At 68.6% G+C, this 18,070-nt stretch carries 17 protein-coding genes and 1 pseudogene; 8 read left to right on the top strand and 10 right to left on the bottom strand.

What is annotated here, in order from left to right:
* Nucleotides 1-66: 66 nt before the first annotated feature.
* A complete protein-coding gene (locus GO592_RS38110; RefSeq protein ID WP_012686872.1) occupies nt 67-1,218 on the bottom strand; it encodes a M23 family metallopeptidase in 1,152 nt (383 codons plus the stop codon).
* Nucleotides 1,219-1,579: 361 nt separating this feature from the next.
* Here GO592_RS38110 and GO592_RS38105 point away from each other — a divergent pair, with 361 nt between their 5' ends.
* The 4 genes from GO592_RS38105 to GO592_RS38090 all read left to right on the top strand — a co-directional run bounded on the left by GO592_RS38105 (nt 1,580) and on the right by GO592_RS38090 (nt 5,042).
* Nucleotides 1,580-1,909, top strand: coding sequence for an ArsR/SmtB family transcription factor (locus GO592_RS38105; RefSeq protein ID WP_007296046.1), 330 nt, complete (start codon nt 1,580-1,582; stop codon nt 1,907-1,909).
* A gap of 34 nt (nt 1,910-1,943) precedes the next feature.
* Nucleotides 1,944-2,288: a DUF3703 domain-containing protein gene (locus GO592_RS38100; protein WP_007296047.1), complete on the top strand. Its 345-nt coding sequence runs from the start codon at nt 1,944-1,946 to the stop codon at nt 2,286-2,288.
* Between the two features lie 83 nt (nt 2,289-2,371).
* Entirely contained in the window at nt 2,372-2,797 is a 426-nt protein-coding gene (locus GO592_RS38095) for an ArsR/SmtB family transcription factor (protein WP_007296048.1), read from the top strand.
* Entirely contained in the window at nt 2,790-5,042 is a 2,253-nt protein-coding gene (locus tag GO592_RS38090; protein WP_007296049.1) for a heavy metal translocating P-type ATPase, read from the top strand. Before GO592_RS38095 ends, GO592_RS38090 begins: the two co-directional genes overlap by 8 nt.
* Before the next feature lie 6 nt (nt 5,043-5,048).
* Here GO592_RS38090 and GO592_RS38085 read toward each other — a convergent pair whose 3' ends face one another.
* Together GO592_RS38085 and GO592_RS38080 are read right to left on the bottom strand one after the other, a co-directional pair.
* The gene (locus tag GO592_RS38085) at nt 5,049-5,528 is read right to left on the bottom strand and encodes a hypothetical protein (RefSeq protein WP_012686871.1); all 480 of its coding nucleotides are present in this window, start codon (nt 5,526-5,528) and stop codon (nt 5,049-5,051) included.
* 236 nt (nt 5,529-5,764) lie between these two features.
* A pseudogene (locus GO592_RS38080) lies at nt 5,765-5,881 on the bottom strand (transposase); the annotation flags it as partial.
* A 194-nt stretch (nt 5,882-6,075) separates the two neighbouring features.
* Here GO592_RS38080 and GO592_RS38075 point away from each other — a divergent pair.
* Complete coding sequence (locus GO592_RS38075) at nt 6,076-6,600, top strand: hypothetical protein (protein WP_007296051.1); 525 nt, start codon at nt 6,076-6,078, stop codon at nt 6,598-6,600.
* Between the two features lie 637 nt (nt 6,601-7,237).
* Here GO592_RS38075 and GO592_RS38070 read toward each other — a convergent pair.
* Nucleotides 7,238-8,008 carry an IS5 family transposase gene (locus GO592_RS38070; protein ID WP_012686870.1) on the bottom strand — a complete coding sequence of 257 codons (771 nt, stop codon included), beginning with the start codon at nt 8,006-8,008 and terminating at the stop codon, nt 7,238-7,240.
* 249 nt (nt 8,009-8,257) lie between these two features.
* Between GO592_RS38070 and GO592_RS38065 the strand changes: the two genes are divergently transcribed.
* Nucleotides 8,258-8,434 (top strand): hypothetical protein, encoded by a 177-nt coding sequence (locus tag GO592_RS38065; protein WP_157234191.1) that lies wholly within the window; start codon nt 8,258-8,260, stop codon nt 8,432-8,434.
* 114 nt (nt 8,435-8,548) lie between these two features.
* Here the strand turns inward: GO592_RS38065 and GO592_RS38060 are convergent, their stop codons facing one another.
* The 5 genes from GO592_RS38060 to GO592_RS38040 all read right to left on the bottom strand — a co-directional run bounded on the left by GO592_RS38060 (nt 8,549) and on the right by GO592_RS38040 (nt 14,268).
* Nucleotides 8,549-9,178 (bottom strand): sigma-70 family RNA polymerase sigma factor, encoded by a 630-nt coding sequence (locus GO592_RS38060; protein WP_007296053.1) that lies wholly within the window; start codon nt 9,176-9,178, stop codon nt 8,549-8,551.
* 473 nt (nt 9,179-9,651) lie between these two features.
* A complete protein-coding gene (locus GO592_RS38055) occupies nt 9,652-10,458 on the bottom strand; it encodes an ABC transporter permease (protein ID WP_012686868.1) in 807 nt (268 codons plus the stop codon).
* Entirely contained in the window at nt 10,455-11,378 is a 924-nt protein-coding gene (locus GO592_RS38050) for an ATP-binding cassette domain-containing protein (protein WP_012686867.1), read from the bottom strand. The genes GO592_RS38055 and GO592_RS38050 overlap by 4 nt, the downstream gene beginning before the upstream one ends.
* A 307-nt stretch (nt 11,379-11,685) precedes the next feature.
* Complete coding sequence (locus GO592_RS38045; protein WP_007296057.1) at nt 11,686-12,921, bottom strand: MFS transporter; 1,236 nt, start codon at nt 12,919-12,921, stop codon at nt 11,686-11,688.
* Nucleotides 12,922-12,924: 3 nt separating this feature from the next.
* Nucleotides 12,925-14,268 (bottom strand): NAD(P)-binding protein, encoded by a 1,344-nt coding sequence (locus GO592_RS38040; protein WP_007296058.1) that lies wholly within the window; start codon nt 14,266-14,268, stop codon nt 12,925-12,927.
* 103 nt (nt 14,269-14,371) lie between these two features.
* Here GO592_RS38040 and GO592_RS38035 point away from each other — a divergent pair, with 103 nt between their 5' ends.
* Together GO592_RS38035 and GO592_RS38030 are read left to right on the top strand one after the other, a co-directional pair.
* A complete protein-coding gene (locus GO592_RS38035; RefSeq protein ID WP_007296059.1) occupies nt 14,372-15,241 on the top strand; it encodes a helix-turn-helix domain-containing GNAT family N-acetyltransferase in 870 nt (289 codons plus the stop codon).
* Nucleotides 15,242-15,437: 196 nt separating this feature from the next.
* Nucleotides 15,438-16,235: an alpha/beta fold hydrolase gene (locus tag GO592_RS38030; protein WP_012686865.1), complete on the top strand. Its 798-nt coding sequence runs from the start codon at nt 15,438-15,440 to the stop codon at nt 16,233-16,235.
* Here GO592_RS38030 and GO592_RS38025 read toward each other — a convergent pair.
* Nucleotides 16,208-17,785, bottom strand: coding sequence for an alkaline phosphatase D family protein (locus tag GO592_RS38025; protein ID WP_012686864.1), 1,578 nt, complete (start codon nt 17,783-17,785; stop codon nt 16,208-16,210). The genes GO592_RS38030 and GO592_RS38025 overlap by 28 nt on opposite strands.
* Between the last annotated feature and the right edge of the window lie 285 nt (nt 17,786-18,070).

Below are 18,070 nucleotides of genomic sequence, written 5' to 3'. Positions count from 1 at the left end.
TGCGATGCGACTGCGCGGCTGGGGCCGAGCGTTCCCTCCGGGTGGGGAGAACAGGAGCAGGCCCGATCAGTCGAGACCGACGATGGAGGCACCGCGCTTGGCCAGCCACTTGACCGGATCCACGATTTCCCCGTCCGAGTCTTCGATTTCGAAGTGCAGGTGCGGACCGGTCGACTGGCCGCGGTTGCCGACGGTGGCGATCTGCTGTCCGGCCTTGACCCGCTCCCCCACCTCGACCAGGTTGTCGTTGTTGTGCCCGTAGGTGGTGATGGTGCCGTCGTCATGCCGGATCCGCACCCACAACCCGAACCCTTGGGCCGGGCCGGCGTCGATGACTTCACCGTCCGCGACGGCAACGATCGGGGCACCCAGTGTGTTGGCGATGTCGATGCCTTCGTGGCCGCGCCCATCCCCCATGGTGGAGGTGACGGTGCCCGCGCTGGGTGCCACGAATTCCTTGGTCCCGGGGCGATTCCAGGTGCGCGGCCGCTGCGGGGCCGGCGTCGCGGCGGCATCGGCCTCTCGCTCGCCGGTCGCGGCGGCGGTGCCCGCGTTCGCCTCCGGTGAAGGTCCCTCGGGTGAGGGCGCCTCGACACCGGTGGGGTCGGTGGGCTCGCTCTGCTCCTCGGTGGTGGTGCCTGCCTCCCCAGTTCCGGTGGCCTCGTCCTCGACCGGCTTCGGTGCGGTGTCCTCGGCGGGCTCCGAGTCCGATGATGCCTCGTCAGCGGCGGGGGTGTGGTCGAACGAGCCGGGGCCTGCGGATTCGGAGACGTCACCGAGTTCGAGTGCGGCAACCAGTCGGGGGGCGATGCCGCCGTCGACGGCGCCGAGTTCGTCGGCGCAGGAGCCGAGCACATCGGATGCGGCAGATCCGGTGGCGGCGAATTCACTCAGACATCCGGCGAGCAGGTTCCGGGTGTCGCCGGACGAGCCGCTGGCATCGGCATTGTTCAGACTTGTGGCCGCGATGTTCGCGACGGTCTGCCAGCGGCTGGGATCGACCACCACCACGTCCGGTTGCGCGGCGTCGGTGGCCATGGTGACCGCGTCGGCCAGCGTCGCGGCGAGCACGGACGGCGAGTCCGCGTCGCCAGGAGTATCGGCGGAGGCGGACGGCGCTGCGATGACCACCGCGACCACAGCCGTCGAGGCCCCCAGCGCCAGTGCGGGCAGCCTTCTCATGCAGGTAGTCAGCATTGCTGTGGTGATACCGCGCATCGCAGGTCCCTTCGGTGCAGTCGCGCCGGGCACCCAGTGGAGATGAACGCGCCGACGCGACAAGTCAAGACGACACGCCGTAACGCTAATGCATTTCCTTCACTTCTGTGTCGCTATCCACTTGTTTCACATGACCCCCACGAGCACAACAGCGTTACCGATACGGCTTTTTCATCCCTCGGCATCGCCCAAGAGATCCGAAACCGGCGGGTCGCCCCCGCCGCATGCACGGCCAGACGGCGACCGGTCCGTCCGCGAGAGCACTGGCTGGCGGACACCTCACCTGACACCCAATGCCGCTCCCGAATCCTCCTATGATTCATCCCTTTCTGAATTCAGGAATTTCTGTATAGTTGGGGCCGTGGACACCGTAACGCACGCAGATGCACTCTCCAGGTTCGGGTACGCATTGTCGGATGCGACGCGCACCCGAATCCTGTTGAGCCTGAAAGGGCAACCCGGATATCCGTCCGAGCTGGCGGACCAGATCGGGGTGTCCCGGCAGATCCTGTCGAACCACCTGGCATGTCTGCGCGGGTGCGGGCTGGTGGTCGCCGTGCCGGAGGGCCGGCGGACCCGCTACGAACTGGCGGATCCGCGGATCGGCCATGCCCTCGGCGATCTGCTCGATCTGGTGCTCGCCGTCGATCCGGCGCTGTGTCCGGACGCCGACGACAGCGGTTGCTGCTGACCGCCGAATTCGTTTTGAGTGGAAGGGAACTGAGATGACAGAGTTGACCGACGCGATTCGCGCCCTGTACGAGCGGGAGATGAGCGCCGCGTCCAGTACCGGTGAGGCGCAGGCGCGATGGGCGCACCTCGAGCGCGCGCACATCGTCTCGCAGCCGTATCCGTGGCTGCACACCCGTAATCATGTGGCGATGTTCCGGCTGGCCCTGCGTCAGCACGACCGCCGCGAGGCGCTCGGTCAGGTGGTGCGGATCATCGTGGCCGCCCCCGGCTCTGCGCTGGGCCGCTACCCGGAGGGCAATACCGGGCGGGTCTCGGCGGGGCTGATGACGCCGATGCCAGTGCCGGGTGATCTGGCCGCCGAGATCGCCGCCGCCTGACGGCGAGATCGGAGCAGGATGATCCACTCCACGAGCGGGCACCAACCGTCTCTGATCATATCAATATTCGTTAGTATGTTGATATGACTAAGGAACGCGTCGACACCTGCGACCTGTTGTGTCTCGATCTCCCGCATGCCGAGCAGATCCGCGCCCAGCTTCCGGAGGCAAGCCGGATCGAACCCGCCGCGGCCGCCGCCCGCGCGCTCGGCGACCCGACCCGGTTGACGATCGCGGCGGCGCTGGCGTCCGGCGGCGAACTCTGCGTGTGTGACATGGCGTGGGTGGTCGGGCAGGCGCAGAACCTCGTCTCACACCATCTGCGGCAACTCAAGATCGCCGACCTGGTGTCCTCACGGCGCCACGGCCGGCTGGTGATGTACTCGCTCACCCCGCGCGGGCGGGCACTGGTCGGCGCCGTGCTCGACGACCACGCCACCGCGGCCCCGGCCCCGGCCCCGGCCCATGCTGAAGGTAGTTCCGAACACGTGGAGACCGAACATGTCTGACGCCTGCTGCGGACCAGCAGCCACACCGAACACCGACGCCGCCGCCGAGCCCGACCACGGCCAGGACCGCTGGTGGCAGGTACGCGAGCTGCAAGTAGCGGCCGCCGCCGCGGTGCTGCTCGGCGCCGGGTGGCTGCTCGGCCGGGTCGGCGCCGACACGGCGGGGACCGCGGTGGAGTTGCTCGCCGCCGTCGTCGCCGCATCGACGTTCGTCCCCGGGGCGCTGCGGAATCTACTGCGCCACCGCCGGATCGGGGTCGGCACGCTGATGACGATCGCCGCGATCGGCGCGATCGCGCTCGGGCAGATCCCCGAGGCCGCGATGCTGGGGATCCTGTTCTCCATCGCCGAGGGCCTCGAGCACTACGCGGTCACCCGCACCCGCCGCGGGCTGCGCGCCCTACTGTCGCTGGTCCCCCCGACCGCGACGATCCTGTGCGGCGGGACCGAATCCTCGGTGTCCCCGGACGAACTGGCGCTCGGGGACCGGATGCTGGTGCGACCCGGTGAGCGGGCCGCCACCGACGGGATCATCCGTACCGGCCGCACCAGTCTCGATCTGTCCGCGATCACCGGCGAATCCGTGCCGGTGGAGGCCGGACCCGGCGACCCACTGCACGCCGGGGCGATCAACGGCGGCGGCGCCATCGAAGTCGAAGTCACCGCCCGTGCGGCCGACAGCTCCCTGGCCCGGATCGTGCACATCGTCGAAGAGGCCCAGGATCGTAAGGGCGCCGGGCAACGCCTCGCCGACACCATCGCCCGCCCCCTGGTGCCGGCGATCATGATCCTCGCCGTCCTCGTCGCCGGAATCGGTGCAATGCTCGGTGATCCGCTGCTGTGGATCGAACGGGCCCTGGTCGTGCTGGTCGCCGCCTCCCCCTGCGCCCTGGCCATCGCGGTCCCGCTGACCGTGGTCGCCGCGATCGGCGCCTCCAGCCGGCACGGCGCCCTGATCAAGGGCGGCGCCGCCCTCGAGGAACTGGGCCGGATCCGGGCGGTCGCGCTCGACAAGACCGGCACCCTGACCCGCAACACCCCGCAGGTCATCGCCACCGTCACCGCCGAGGGCATCGGCGAATCGGACGCACTGGTAGCCGCGGCGGCGCTCGAGGCCCGCAGCGAACACCCCCTCGCGCAGGCGATCCTGACCGCCGCCGGCCCGGGCATCACCCCGGCCGACGACGTCACCGCGGTCGCCGGCCACGGCCTGCACGGCACCCTCGGCGGAACCGCACTCCGGCTCGGCAAACCCGGCTGGATCCATCCCGGACCGCTCACCGACCAGGTCGCCCGTCTGCAGGGCGAGGGCGCCACCGTGGTGCTGCTCGAACGGAATGGGACCGTGATCGGGGCGATCGCCGTCCGCGACGAACTCCGCACCGAGGCACCCGAAGCCGTGCAGCGCCTGCGCGCGCTCGGGATCGACGTGGCGATGCTCACCGGGGACAACGAACGCACCGCCCACAGCCTCGCCGCCGAGGCCGGCATCACCACCGTGCACGCCGAACTGCTCCCCGAGGACAAGGCCGCGCTGCTGCCGACCCTCGCCAATGGCCGCCGCATCGCGATGGTGGGCGATGGCATCAACGACGCCCCCGCCCTGGCCACCGCGGACGTCGGCATCGCGATGGGCGCCATGGGAACCGACGTGGCCATCGAAACCGCCGACGTCGCACTGATGGGCGAGGATCTGCGCCACCTGCCCCAGGTGCTGGCGCACGCCCGGCGGGCCCGGACGATCATGCTGCAGAACATCGGCCTGTCCCTGGCGATCATCGGCCTCCTGATCCCGCTGGCCGCCACCGGCGTACTCGGCCTGGCCACCGTGGTGTTCATCCACGAACTCGCCGAAGTCCTCGTCATCGGCAACGCCATCCGCGCCGCCCGCACCACCACCCTGCCCGGGCTGACCGCCGCACCCACCACCACCAGGCCCGTGCACGTGAGCGTCGCCCCCTCGGCGCACGTCCTCGGCGACGCCTGCTGTCCCCCCGCCCCACCCCGTGGTGCCGAGATCCCACTCATCGGGTCGGTCGGGTCCGCGCGACCCGCACCGACGCTGTTGCCACTCACCAGCCCGACCGCGGCCGACGGCACCAGCCAGGGCACCGACGAGGACTGCGACTGCTGCCAATCCTCCACCGCCGGCACCGACCGACCGTCGAACCCCCCAGGCCAGCTCACGGATCACATCACCGACAGCAACGTCCCTGACGAGCGGCACTCGGATACCCCGCGATAGCCACCATCAACTGCCCCACGCCAGCCGACCAGCGCAGGCACCCTCCCCTCCGCGCATCAACCGACCGGGGGTTCCGGCAGTGACGTGTCGCGGTCGGCGACGGCTTTGCGATCCGGGTCGGCGGTGGGTGACGAACAGCGGTCCGCGACTGCGGCCCTTAGCCGGATCGGCGGCGTACCGGGCGAAGATCTCTGCCCGGGTGCTCTTGTTGGCGAATGCGAACGGGCAACATGTGCACGCGGACTTACCGACCCGGGTGCCGATCACGGACTTGGTGTACGCAATCGCATCGTCGCGGAACCAACCCCACTCGATCAACGGATACTCGCCCGTGCGCAGGTCGGTGTTGTATCCGGCGTCTTTCTCCGCCCGGCGGCGTTCACCTGCCTCGAAACCCATCACGTGCCGGTACGGCTGACCGCGGGTGACCTCGGCGATCACCGGATCGAGGGCGTCACCCTTCGAGTGGACCGAGCTTCTCTGCAAGGCAACAGGACGCGCCGCGTAGATGGTTTTCGGGCGTGCAGCATGACCCACGCAATCAGTCGCGCGCGAGAAAACCCGGCCAGACCACACCTAGACCACATGATTAAGAATCACTTGCTCTTCCATGCGAGGTGAGTGGGCGCGCAAGGCTGGAAACCGCCTGAGGGAGCTACCGACGGGGAACTTACCCCCGGAGACTTCCTACACGAACCACTTCCCTCGGCTAAGAGGTTGTCTCATGTGGGGAGCTTCTTGTAGCAAGTGAGCGCGGCCGCGAGATGGAGGAATCCGGCAAAGTGTTCGGCGTGGCGTTCGTAGCGGATGGTCAGGCGTCGGTAGCCGGTGAGCCAGGCAGATGGGTCGGCCGCGCGGCGAGGTGTCTGTGAGGCAGATCCTTTTCCTAAGAAATAACCCTGGAGTTCGTTGGGGCCCGGGGTCTCGGTTCGCCTGCTGGACCTGTGGGTTTTCCGTGTTCTGGTCGTTCTTGGCCGTTCTGACTCAACTTCAATTATTCTGAGCCGATCTCGCTCTTGATGATGCTCCAGCAGTGAAGTTGAAGGCCAGGAGGCGCGGTGGGTTGTCGGTCGTGAGGGATCTCCGCGAGGTGCGTGCGGCGGTGGGCCCAGAGGATACCGAGCGGTTCGAGACCGACGTGTTCGCAGGGTTTGTGCTCGCCCGTTGTGCGGCTGGCTTGTCGGACAACATGATTCGCTCGGATGTCAGCCACTTGGAGCAGGTCCGGACCTGGTTCGGGAAGCCGTTATGGGACATGCTGCCCGCGGACGCGGACTCGTATTTCGGCACGGTGCTGCGCCCGGTGCTGATCCCCACGAGACTTGCTCGAGCGCAGGCGCTCAAGACCTACTTCGAGTTTCTGGAGCTGCGGCACAAGATCGAGATTCACAACCTGACGGGCCGGATTGCTCCACCTGGCCGTCCTGTTCGGACTCGACGAGACCACAGCGATCCGATACTCCACAGCCGCGCGACAGATCCTCCAAACCCCAGCCGAGGAACACGATCCACCGAGTTGAGCACGAACCCAAGGATCAACTCGCCCCAAATCCACTGAGCACCCTCGGGTTCCCGCCGAAGAACCCTCAGTTCGCGTGAACTCCGGGCAAAGGCGCGGCCTCCCGCCGAACCGGACTTGATGGTTTCCCGATCATCCGGCTCTCCGGTGACTATTGCGTGGGCGATGCGGCGGTCTGCCGCGCTCACGCAGGACACTCAGCATCGTTTCGGCGCTCTGCATTACGCATACCTCCCGATCTGGTCGTGTCCAATCACCTGGCCTCCTTCGCCCTTGTGGTCGGCTTTCCCGACCTCCTCGGCCGGTCGTGACTCCGGCGACTACTACGAGGCCTCCGTCGCCCTGGGGCTCGCGCCCGGTAGGCGATCCCGCGTTCGTCTCTGTCGTACGTATCAGCGTGACGTAGGCGGCCCACTCATCTCCTTCAACACCCTCGCTGGGCGTCGCTCCGCGCTCCGGAGGTTGTGTCGGTCACCATCGACCCCGACACAGAGCACGGCACCGGTTTCAGCGGTCCTTCCGGCGGATGGGAACTTGCATCAACTGGAGATTGGGCTTCAGGCAATCCAGCTTTCGCCCTATCACGCGGGTCCTCCCCGATGCGTCGCCCCGACCACTGGGCCCGACCACCGGGTTTCCTGGCATGCTCTTGTCCCCTTCACCTTTCGGATCCAGGTCAGCCACCCGACCCAAGAACCTCCCTCCAAGTCCTTCCCGACTGAACCGGGGATACGACAGAGCGCCTCGCGGCGCACATGGTGCGTTCGATCTTCCACCGGTACCGGCCGAGGCGGTCGTTTCGCTCGATGCCGCGGCGGGCGATCCGCGGGACGATGCCTTGTTCGCGCAGCCACCGTCGGTGAATGTCGTAGTCGTAGCCCTTGTCGGCGCGAAGCTTTCCCGGCTTGCGTCGGCGTGGTCCGCGCCTGGACTTCGTTGCCGGAATCGCTGCCACCATTGGTTGCAGCATCGTGCTGTCGTGAGTATTCGCCGCGGACACATCGACGACCAGTGGGATTCCGTTTGTTTCGGACAGGACGTGGATCTTCGATCCCTTCTTGCCGCGGTCGACCGGACTCGGCCCGGTCAGCGATCCCCCTTTTTTCGCCCGGACGCTTGCCGCGTCCAGGATTGCTGCTGTCCAGTCGAGTTCACCGGCGCTACCGAGGCGGTCGAGCACCTCGCGGTGCAGTCTCTCGAACACCCCGGCCGCCGCCCAGACGGTAAACCTTCGGTGCGCGGTAGGAACGGTGACCCCGAACGAGGGCGGCAGATGCCGCCACGCACATCCACTGGTTAGCACGTACACGATCGCGGTGAACACCGCCCGATCATCCACCGGTGCACTGCCACCTCCTTGCGGCCGCGCGGCGAATCGCGGAATCAACGGTTCGATGATCTCCCACAACGCATCCGGCACCAACCGCAGTGACAACCCATCTAACACGCGTCACATTATGTCCCACACGTCACTTCATCCACATGAGACACGCTCTAAAGCCTCGCTCACCCACATTGTGTTCATTCCGGTTGCGTCGACGCAACACCGAAGCCCGTAACCTCGCGAAAGTAGCTGAACCACAACAAATTCGCCACGGCCGTCCTGCACTGGCGCCTCCGACCGCCAGGGGTTGCGTCCATTCCCATTCTCCTCCGTCTGATCTGGTATCCAACCCCGACGGATCAAGGAGTCACGATGACCAACCCCCACGAGTTCGAGAACCCGGCGACGGATCGGACGGACGCAACCCCGCAGGCTGCGGCGCCGACGTGTTGCAGCACCGAACGGCAGGCCATCTGCTGTGACCAGAGTGAGAAGTCGACGTGCTGCGGTCCGGCGGCGACGGCGGGTGGTGGATGCGGCTGCCAGTAGTCAGTCCTTCACCCGGCAATGGTGCGGTGCGAGCGTTGGGCTCGCACCGCACCGTCGTCTGTGCGTGGTGCCGTGCGGTCTACCGGTGCGCCGCTCCCGAGCGGGTGTGACGGTCTACTGGTCCGCGGGTGAGGGGGCGCCGCAGGCGCAGGATCCGCTGCGGGGCTGGTAGTCGTGCACGTGACCGGTCCGGTCCTGGCTGATCTCACAGCAGGCGTGCAGTCGGGCCTGGAGGGTGGCACGGCCGCGTTGGACGCGGGATTTCATGCCGGACACCGAAATCCCCGCCTCCCCGGCCGCGGCGGCGTGGGTTCGGGCGTCGAGGTCGACCATCTTCACCGCCGCGGCCTGCTCGGCGGGCAGTCCGGAGAGCATCGGCACCAGGCAGGAGGCGAGTTCCTTCTCCGCCGTCTCGTCGTCGTCCGGTTCGCCCTCGCGCGGGTTGTCGGGGACAGTGTCGACGGCCAGCTCCCGCCGATGGGGCGCGGACCGGTAGTAGTCGGTGATCGCGTTGCGGGTGATGGCATACATCCACCCCAGGAGCCGGTCCTGCTCGCGCAGGTTGTCCAGGCTCTTCGCCATCCGCAGGAACACGATCGACAGAATGTCGTCGGCGTCCTCGGGCCGTGAGACCCGGCGGGCGATGAAGGCCCGCAAGTCGCTCGAGAAGCGGCGCCAGAGCTGGTCGAGATCAGCTGGTGCCGACTGCGGTGTCGTCGCGGTGGTGGCCGTGTCCTCGTTCATGATCTGTGGTTCCTCTCCGTCTTACAGGATCCCCGCCCCGAGGCGCGGTGGCGACCCCCTGGGTCAGGGTCGTTCCAGAGGTACGGACGACATTGACCGTCATCGGACGCACCTGCGTCCGAATCCGAAGTTCCTCGTCTGTATGGGTGTCGATGTCGATTCCGGGTTCTCCGGTTCGACGTACCAGTAGAAGCGCGGTGAGGAGGTGAGAGCGATGCTGACCACACATCTGTTGTCGGGCCTGACCGACGAAGAGGTCGATCTGATCGTGGCGGAGGAATTGCATCTGCTCGACGCCGCCGCATGAGCGCCGTCGACGCCCGCACCGGGCGCATCCGCTGACCACAGCACTCTCTCAGCCTCTACCCCCTCCACCGGGGTAGGGGCCAGAGGAGTGCCCGGATCCGGACGGACAGCAGACACGAAGAACCCGACCCATCCTTGGGAGGGAGGACAGGGCGGGGTGTCGTCGTTCAGCGGGTGCGTGCGGACCGAACCACGCGGGTGAAGGCGGGCACGGCGGTCACCACCGCCCACAACCCGATCGCCGCAACCAGGGCTGCGGCGGTGTCGCCGGCGGTGGCGGTGCCGAGGACGTGGCCGCGCAGGGCGTCGGTGGCGTGCGCGACCGGATTCACCGTCGCCATGGCCTGCATCCAGCCGGGCATGGTCTCGATCGGCGCGAACGCACTCGAGACGAACATCAGCGGCATCATCACCATCATCCCGGCGAACTGGACCACGTCCGGCCGACGGAGCCGGTCCCCGATCAGCCCGAACAGGGCGCTCATCGCCCCGGCCAGCACCACCAGCACGATGACCGCGGCGACGGCATCACCGGCGGTGCCGTGGAACTCGAAACCCAAAGCCACGGCGGCGATCCCGAGCAACGCAGCCCGGGCGAGGGTGAAGACGGCCTCGTTGATGGTGCGAGCCACCCCCGTCAACGCCGCCCGCATCGGCAGGGCAGCGAAGCGGTCATGCAGGCCGTTGGTGTGATCGATCGCGGCGGACACTCCGGCGTTGGTGCCGGCCATCACGGTGGAGACGGCGAGCATCGCCGGAGTGAGGAAGACGATGTAACTGACCCCGGCCGGAAAGCTGGGTCCGGCCGCGACGCTGCGGAACACCTGACTGAACAGCACCAGCATCGCCATCGGCATGGTCAGCGAGAACATCAACAGCTGCGGAACACGTGCGCTGGTGCGCAGGTTCCGGACGGTGAGCGCGGCGAGCTGGTCCAAGGCCGAGGGCCGCCCGATCGCGTTAGTGGTGGTCATTTGTGGGCTCCTGTGTGGGCGAGGTGGGTGAAGACGTCGTCGAGGCTCGGGGAAGCTACGTCCAGGTCGGTGACCTCGATGCCGCGGTCGTGCAGGTCGGCGACCAGCGCGATCGCGGCGGGGGCGTCGTCGACGGTGACCGACGCCCGAACCCGGTTGTCGTCGACCCTGTCGGCGTCCGGGATGAACGGCAGCGCGGCGAGCTGATGGGCGGGGACCGTCGCGCTGACGACCTTGCCGCCGACGATCCGTTTCAGCTCGGCGGGGGTGCCGCGGGCAGCGACCCGGCCCCGGCTGAGGACCACGATGTGGTCGGCGAGCCGGTCCGCCTCCTCGAGGTACTGGGTGGTGAGCACGACCGTGGTGCCCGCGTCGGTGAGCTCGTCCACGACGTCCCACAGCCCGGCGCGGGCGAGGGGGTCCAGGCCCGTGGTCGGCTCGTCCAGGAACAGCAGCGACGGGGATCCGACGAGACTGGCGGCCAGATCGATCCGGCGGCGCGAGCCCCCGGAGAGTTCCCCTACCCGCCGAGCCGCGTACTCGTCCAGACCGAGCCGGTCGATCAGCGCGTCGGCCCGCGCGCGGGCGGTGCGCCGCAGCCCGGTCAGGCGGCCGATCAGCTCCAGATTCTCTCGGGCGGTGAGGAATTCGTCGAGACCGGCGTATTGGCAGGTCACCCCGATCCGGCGGCGGACCTCGGTGGCGTCGGCGACGACGTCCAGGTCCTCGATATGCACGCGGCCGATGGTGGGACGCACCAGGGTGGTCAGCGTGCGGATCAGGGTGGTCTTGCCGGCACCGTTGTGGCCGAGCACACCGAGCGTGGTCCCCGCGGCAGCCTCCAAGTCGACACCGTCGAGGGCCCAGTTCTTGCCGAAGGCGACGTGCAGATCCTCGACGAGGACGGCGGGGGCGGTCATCTCACACCCCCGCCGTGGCCGCCGGCCTCGAGGCCGGTTCCGGGGGGAGAGAACAGGTGGGTGGTCATCGGAGGGTTCCTCTCGAAAGAAGGTGTGCTCTCACCCGGTTCTGGATGAGAGTCCGCTTCCTCAGACGAAGCAACTTCGCGTTGGACGCGCCCACCGCCGAATCAGGCCTCGAGGATCGCCGGTTTCAGGCCGCGGCGCAGTGCGTGATGGGCGGCGGCCAGGCCGGACTGCCAGCCGCCGACGACGAGGACGTTGTAGTCGCTCAATTCAGTTGTCCCTTCCAGGGTTGTCGAGAGGGTCAGGTAGTGGTGGCGGCATCGTGGCGCCGATGCCGGGGGATGCTGGCGGCGCCGATGAGGGAGGCGACTACGGCGAGGGCGGCGAGGATCAGGTAGGCGTGGGCGTAGCTCCCGGTCCGCGCCGACAGTGCGGTTCCGGCCCAGGGGGCCAGTGCCATGACGATGACCACCGGGGCGGACATGAGCCCATTGAGGCGACCGTAGTGGGTGGCGCCCCATCGGTCGGTGATCGCGGTGGCCTGGATCAGGGTGAAGATCCCGCGGATCAGCCCGGCCCCGATCGCCACCCCGATCAACGCGGCAGTGGTGGAGGCGATCCCCAGCAATGCGGTGCTGGCGGCGGTGGCGGCGAGGATCACCACGATCCGGGTGCGGGCGGTGGTGCGGGCGGCGATCGGGAGGTAGCCGAGGCGGCCGAGGACCTGACCGGCCCCACCCAACCCCAACGTCAGGGCCGCGAGGGACGGGGAGAAGCCCTGCTCGATCAGCAGTGGCACCAGGTTGAACACCCCGGCGAACGCGGCGAACGCCCTGAGACTCAGTGCGATGACGAGGGCGAGGAACGCGCGGCTGCGAGAGGCATCCCGGTGATCGACCGGATGGTCCCCCACTGGGGTGGGTGGGTGCGGCCACCGCCCGCGCAGGCCGAGCAGGTGCCCGGGCACGGTGATGACGGCCAGGATGGCGGCGAGGACGAGATAGGTGGTCCGCCAGTCGTACCGGTCGACCAAGGCCGCGGTGAGCGGGGCGAACACCGTGCTGGCCAACCCGGCGGCGAGGGTGAGGATCATCAGCGCCTTGACGTAGCCGTCGCCGTACCAGCGGGTCAGCGCCGCGAACGCGGGCGGATACAGCACCGCGCCCATCGCGATCCCGGCAGCGAGCCACCCGGCGTAGAAGGTCGGCAGGTTCGGGGCGGCCGCGACAACCAGCAGCGCGGGGACGGCGAGGACGGATCCGGCGGTCATCACAGCCCGCGGCCCGAACCGGTCGATGATCCGTCCGACCGGGATCCCGGTCAGCGCGGCGGCGAGCTGGGACAGGGAGAACGCCGCCACGATCACCGGCAGGGACCACCCGGTGTCGGCCGAAATGGACACCGACAGCACCGGAAACGCGTAGTAGAGGATGCCCCAGCTGGTGATCTCGGTCAGGCAGAGCACCGCAAGGACCCGTCGCAGACCACCCTCGGCGAGCGTCGGGGTGTTCTGCGGCAGGGTCGTGGTCGGGGCCATCGGTTATCCGCCCGCGCGGGCGGACAGGGTGATCAGCTGCGGGTCCGGGGCGACGCAGCACCCCACGGACTCTTCCGCTGCCGCGGGGGTGTCGGGGTCGTCGAAGACCCCGGCTCCGCCGCAGACTCCGGTCTCCGGCAGGGTGAGCTCCACCCGGGCGGCGGCGTCGTGGTCGCCCGCCAGGGCGGCGGCGATGGAGCGGACCTGCTCGTACCCGGTCATCGCCAGGAATGTCGGGGCGCGGCCGTAGCTTTTCATCCCGACCAGGAACACATTCGGCTCCGGATGCGACAGTTCGGCGACCCCGTGTGGGTAGACGGTGCCGCAGGAATGCACGTTCGGATCGATCAGCGGCGCCAACTCCACCGGCGCCTGCAGCACCGGATCCAGGCCCAGGCGAATCTCCGAGAGCCAGGACAAATCGGGCCGGAACCCGGTCAGCACCACCACCCGATCGACGTCCTCGATCCGGGCTCCGGTGTCGGACACCAACACCACCCGCTCACCGTGGGACTCGATGGCTGCGGTGCGGAATCCGGGAACCACCTGCAACAGCCCGTCGTCGACCGCCGCCTTGGCGCGCAATCCGAGGGCGCCGCGGGCGGGCAGCTGATCGTCCTCGCCGCCGCCGAAGGTGGAGCCGGCATCGCCGCGGCGCAGCACCCAGCTGATCCGGGTACCCGGCGCCTGCTTCTCCAGATCGGCCAACGCGACGATGGCGGTCAGCGCCGAGTGCCCGCTGCCGGCGATCACGATGTGCTTGCCCGCGTACCGGGCCCGCACCTCGGGGTCGTCGATGTTCGGCACCCGGTACTCGATCCGGTCGGCCGCGGACTTCTCGCCGAGTGCGGGCAGGCCTTCGCCGCCGAGGGGGTTGGGGGTGGTCCAGGTGCCGGAGGCGTCGATGACGGCCTGCGCGAGGATGCGGTCCGCGGTGCCGTCGGCGCGGCGCAGGTGCACCGAGAGCGGTTCGGTGTCGCGGCCGGCGTCGACGACCCGGTCGCGGCCGCGGCGGGCCACGCCGACCACCTCGGTTCCCAGCTGCACGATGTCGCCGAGGGCGGCGGCCAGCGGCGAAAGGTAGTCGCGGGTCCAGTCCTGGCCGGTCGGGTACGCCTCGTCGTCCGGGGCCACCCAGCCGGTGGCGTCGAGCAGGCGGCGGGCGGCGGGGTCGATCAGCTCACCCCAGCGGGAGAACAGCCGCACGTGGTTCCACTCGGAGATCGCCGCACCGGCCACCGGGCCGCGTTCGAAGACCAGCGGGGTCAGGCCGCGCTCACGCAATTGTGCCGCGGCTGCGAGGCCGATCGGGCCGGCGCCTACGACGACTACGGGCAAGGTGTTCATCTGGATAATCCTTTCATCGACGTTCATCGATCCTCTAACGTCGGAAAGTATCGATGATCGTCGATTAATACAACCATCGATGGATGTCGATATAGTGACGGGCATGACTTCCCTGGACATGCCGGCCGTCCGCACCCCCGGCACCGCGCAGGTGGATGCGTTGGCGCCGGAGGACGCGGTCACCTACGCCGGCTGGTTCGCCTGCCTGGCCGATCCCACCCGGGTGCGGTTGCTTCATCAGGTCGCCTCCCGCCCGGCTGGGATCACCGTGGGTGAGCTGGCCGAGGCCCTGGGCATCGGTCAGCCCACCATCTCGCACCACGTGCGCAAGCTTGCCGACGTCGGGTTCGTCTCCGTCCACAAGGACCGCACCAGCACCGTCGTCACGGTCAACCCCTCCTGCTGCACCGGACTCCCGCACGCCGCCGACGCGGTCATGGGCGTGCTGACCCCGCGGCCGTGCTGCCCGGACGACCTCCCCGACGACGTGACCGTGCGCCCCATGACGGAACAGGACTGGGACGACGTCCGCCGCATCTACGGTGAGGGCATCGCCACTCGCACCGCCACCTTCACCACCGAGGTCCCTACCCGGGAAACCCTGGACGCCCAATGGCTGCCCGGGCATCGGTGGGTCGCCGAGATCGACGGCGTCGTGGTCGGCTGGGCCGCACTGAGTCCGACCTCCGGGCGGGACTGCTATCGAGGCGTAGCCGAGAACTCCGTCTACGTCGCCGACGGGATGCGCGGACGCGGCGTCGGCAAGACCCTGCTGCGCACCCAGGTCATCGCCGCCGACGAAGCCGGGATATGGACCTTGCAGACCTCGATCTTCCCGGAGAACCGGGCCAGCATCGCCCTTCACCACTCCGCCGGATTCCGCACCATCGGCGTCCGCGAACGCATCGCCCGACTCGACGGCATCTGGCGCGACACCGTCTTCCTCGAACGCCGTTCCCCCGTCGCCGGATAACCCGACTCCTTCTCAGCCCCGGGGGCACCGATGCCGGACCCATAGGTCTACCCGTACCCGGGCAAGCATTTCGACTTCCACCGCACCCAAACTCGCCCTCGGCTGACGCATTCAACCGAGTGCCGCAGCGCAGTCGGGCTTTCTCCGCCGACGACTCGAGCGAGCTGGCGGTACCCCGGTTGGGTATGGCCGCTCGGTGTGCCGGGATCCGGCGCTGCACACGTGGAGTCGCTACGCCGCCGATGTGATCGCCCTCCTCGACCACCTGGGCGCGTCGGAGGCGGTGGTCGGCGGGACCGGTCTGGGCGGCACCATCGCCTTACGCGCCGCTCCGGCCTTTCCCTCACGCGTGCGGGCGGTCGTGGTGATCAGTGCCGAGGATATCGAGGACGACGAGGCGAAAGTGGCCGAGACCGCGTTGGTGGACCGCTTCGCCGAGCGGGTGCGAGGCGACGGTATCGAAGCGGCGTGGGAGTTGTTTCTTCCCCACCTGCAACCGCTGATCGGGAACCTGGTGCGCTCGGCGATACCGCGCGCCGATCCGGGGAGCGTCGCCGCCGCTGCCGCCATTGGGCGTGACCGCTCGTTCCGCACGCTCGACGAACTCGGCGCGATCGAGGTTCCGGTGCTCATCGTCCCCGGCGCCGACGAGCGCCATCCGGCCGAGCTCGCCGAACGGATGAGCGCGACCATCCCGCATGCGACACTCGCGCGGAACGTGTCGTTCGACGCGCTCGCGACGGCGGACGACCTCGCCGGCGCCGTCGTCCCGCAGATCCGCCGATTCCTCGGCAACTGCGGCCATTACCCGTCCCCGTGCGTGCCCGAGCCACCTTCGTCCGACAGGCGCACCCTGGCGATGGCGATGTGGCTCGGCACTGGCACCGCTGCTCAGCGGTGCCTGGTCCGCGGGCCCGGGGCGGATCGGGCTTGCCGCGCCGCGTCGTGTGTGGCAGGGTCCGGCCGTCACGCCTCGGTGACGCTGGGTCTCTGATCCTGGACCACGAAGCTGGCGCGGGTGTGGATGGGCGCGCCCGGGCGCTGGATATAGGGAACGACGCGGAAGTCGTTGCGCCACAATTGATGGTCCAGGTCGACCCGCACGTATCCACGCTGCGCGTTGAAGAACTTCATGTCGGGATTGGCGGCCAGCAGGCGGCGGCCGGTGTCGTTCATGTCGGCGCCGTCGCCGGCTGAGGTGATCGACGTTCCCGAGAATTCCGATGCGATGACCGGGGATTCTGGGTCGGCGTAGTCCCGGCGCAGGTCGGCGACGATGTTCTGGTGACGGTCGCCGGTGATCACCACCAGATTGCGGACGCCCCGATCGGCTGCGCCGCCGAGGACGGTGTTGCGGTCGGCGACGTATCCGTCCCACGAGTCGGCGGACACGACGGTGTCCGGGCCGGGGTCGTTGTCGGTCTGGCCCATCGCTACCTGATTGCCGATGATCTGCCAGCGGGCCGGGGAGCCGGTGAATCCGTCGAGCAGCCAGTCCCGTTGCTGGGCGCCCAGTATCGTGCGGTCGGTGTCGAGCCGGTCGGCGCAGTCCGCGGTGACGTTTCCCCCGCAGGCCTGCCGGTCCCGGTATTGCCGGGTATCGAGCATGGTGATCTGCGCGAGATCGCCGAACCAGTAGCGGCGGTGCAGGCGCATACTCTCCCCGGAGGGCAGTTGCGTGAGCCGCAGCGGCTGGTGCTCGTACATCGCCTGGAAGGCCGCGGCACGGCGACGGCGGAACAGTGCGGGTATTCGGTAGATATCGAAGCCCAGTCCCGGCGAATCGGCGGCCCAGTTGTTGTCGACCTCGTGATCGTCCATGGTCACGATCCAGGGAAAAGCTGCATGGGCGTCGCGCAGCGGCTTCTCGGCTTTGTACTGTGCGTAGTGCAGCCGGTAGCTGGGCAGATCGACGGCTTCGTCGCGGTCCGCTCCCATCGGCATTCCCTCGCGGCCGCGCCTCCACCCGCGCTCGTAGATGTAGTCGCCCAGATGGATGACCAGATCGAGGTCTTCGTCGCGCATGTGCTCGTATGCGGTGTAGAAGCCCGAACTCCACGATTGACAGGAGGCGAACGCGAGCCGCATCCGCGCGGTGGGCTGCCCCGGAGCCGGGGCCGTGCGGGTCCGGCCCACCGCAGAGATCGCCGAACCGGCACGAAATCGGTAGAAGTACCAGCGAGCGGGCTCCAAACCGTGGATCTCCGGGTGCACGCTGTGGGCGAGTTCGCGCGTCGCGACCGCCGTACCGCGCGTCACCACCTGCCGGAAGCTCTCGTCATGCGCGACTTCGTATTCGACGGTCACCGGATCCCACCCCATGCCGCCGCGCCCGCCGGGGGCAAGCGGATCCGGTGCCAGGCGGGTCCACAGGACGACACCATCGGGTGTCGGATCTCCCGATGCCACACCGAGTCCGAACGGGTCATCTCCTCGCCACCGCGGCGCCGGCAACCGGGCGCTACTCACCGCCGACGTACCCACCAGCACCGCAGCCGATCCGGCCACACCTACCCGCAACAACTGCCGACGGGACAGGGGCATACACCACGGTATATCCAGGCTGCGATCGGCGAGCCCGGCGCGGCCGATGGGACGACCCGCAAGGGTGTGGCCACCATCTCCACCCTGAGTCCGAGAGCACCCGAGACGGCGACGGTACGGGCCGCCGGTAAGCGCACGACGCGCACTTGCCGAGTGTTCTGAAGGCGCTGTGCTCGCCGGCTGCGGAAGCCACTGCCCTGGATCTGGTCGACCTGATGCGATGAAGGGGCGGGGCCTCCGCTCCTCGAGGGTTCCCGGCGAATGCTGGGAGTACTCACTTCCGAA

It is taken from the genome of Rhodococcus sp. 21391 (genome assembly GCF_016772255.1).
Lineage (GTDB): Bacteria > Actinomycetota > Actinomycetes > Mycobacteriales > Mycobacteriaceae > Rhodococcus_F > Rhodococcus_F opacus.
The sequence above is the reverse complement of the archived record's forward strand: the minus strand, read 5'-3'. Positions and strand labels throughout refer to the sequence as shown.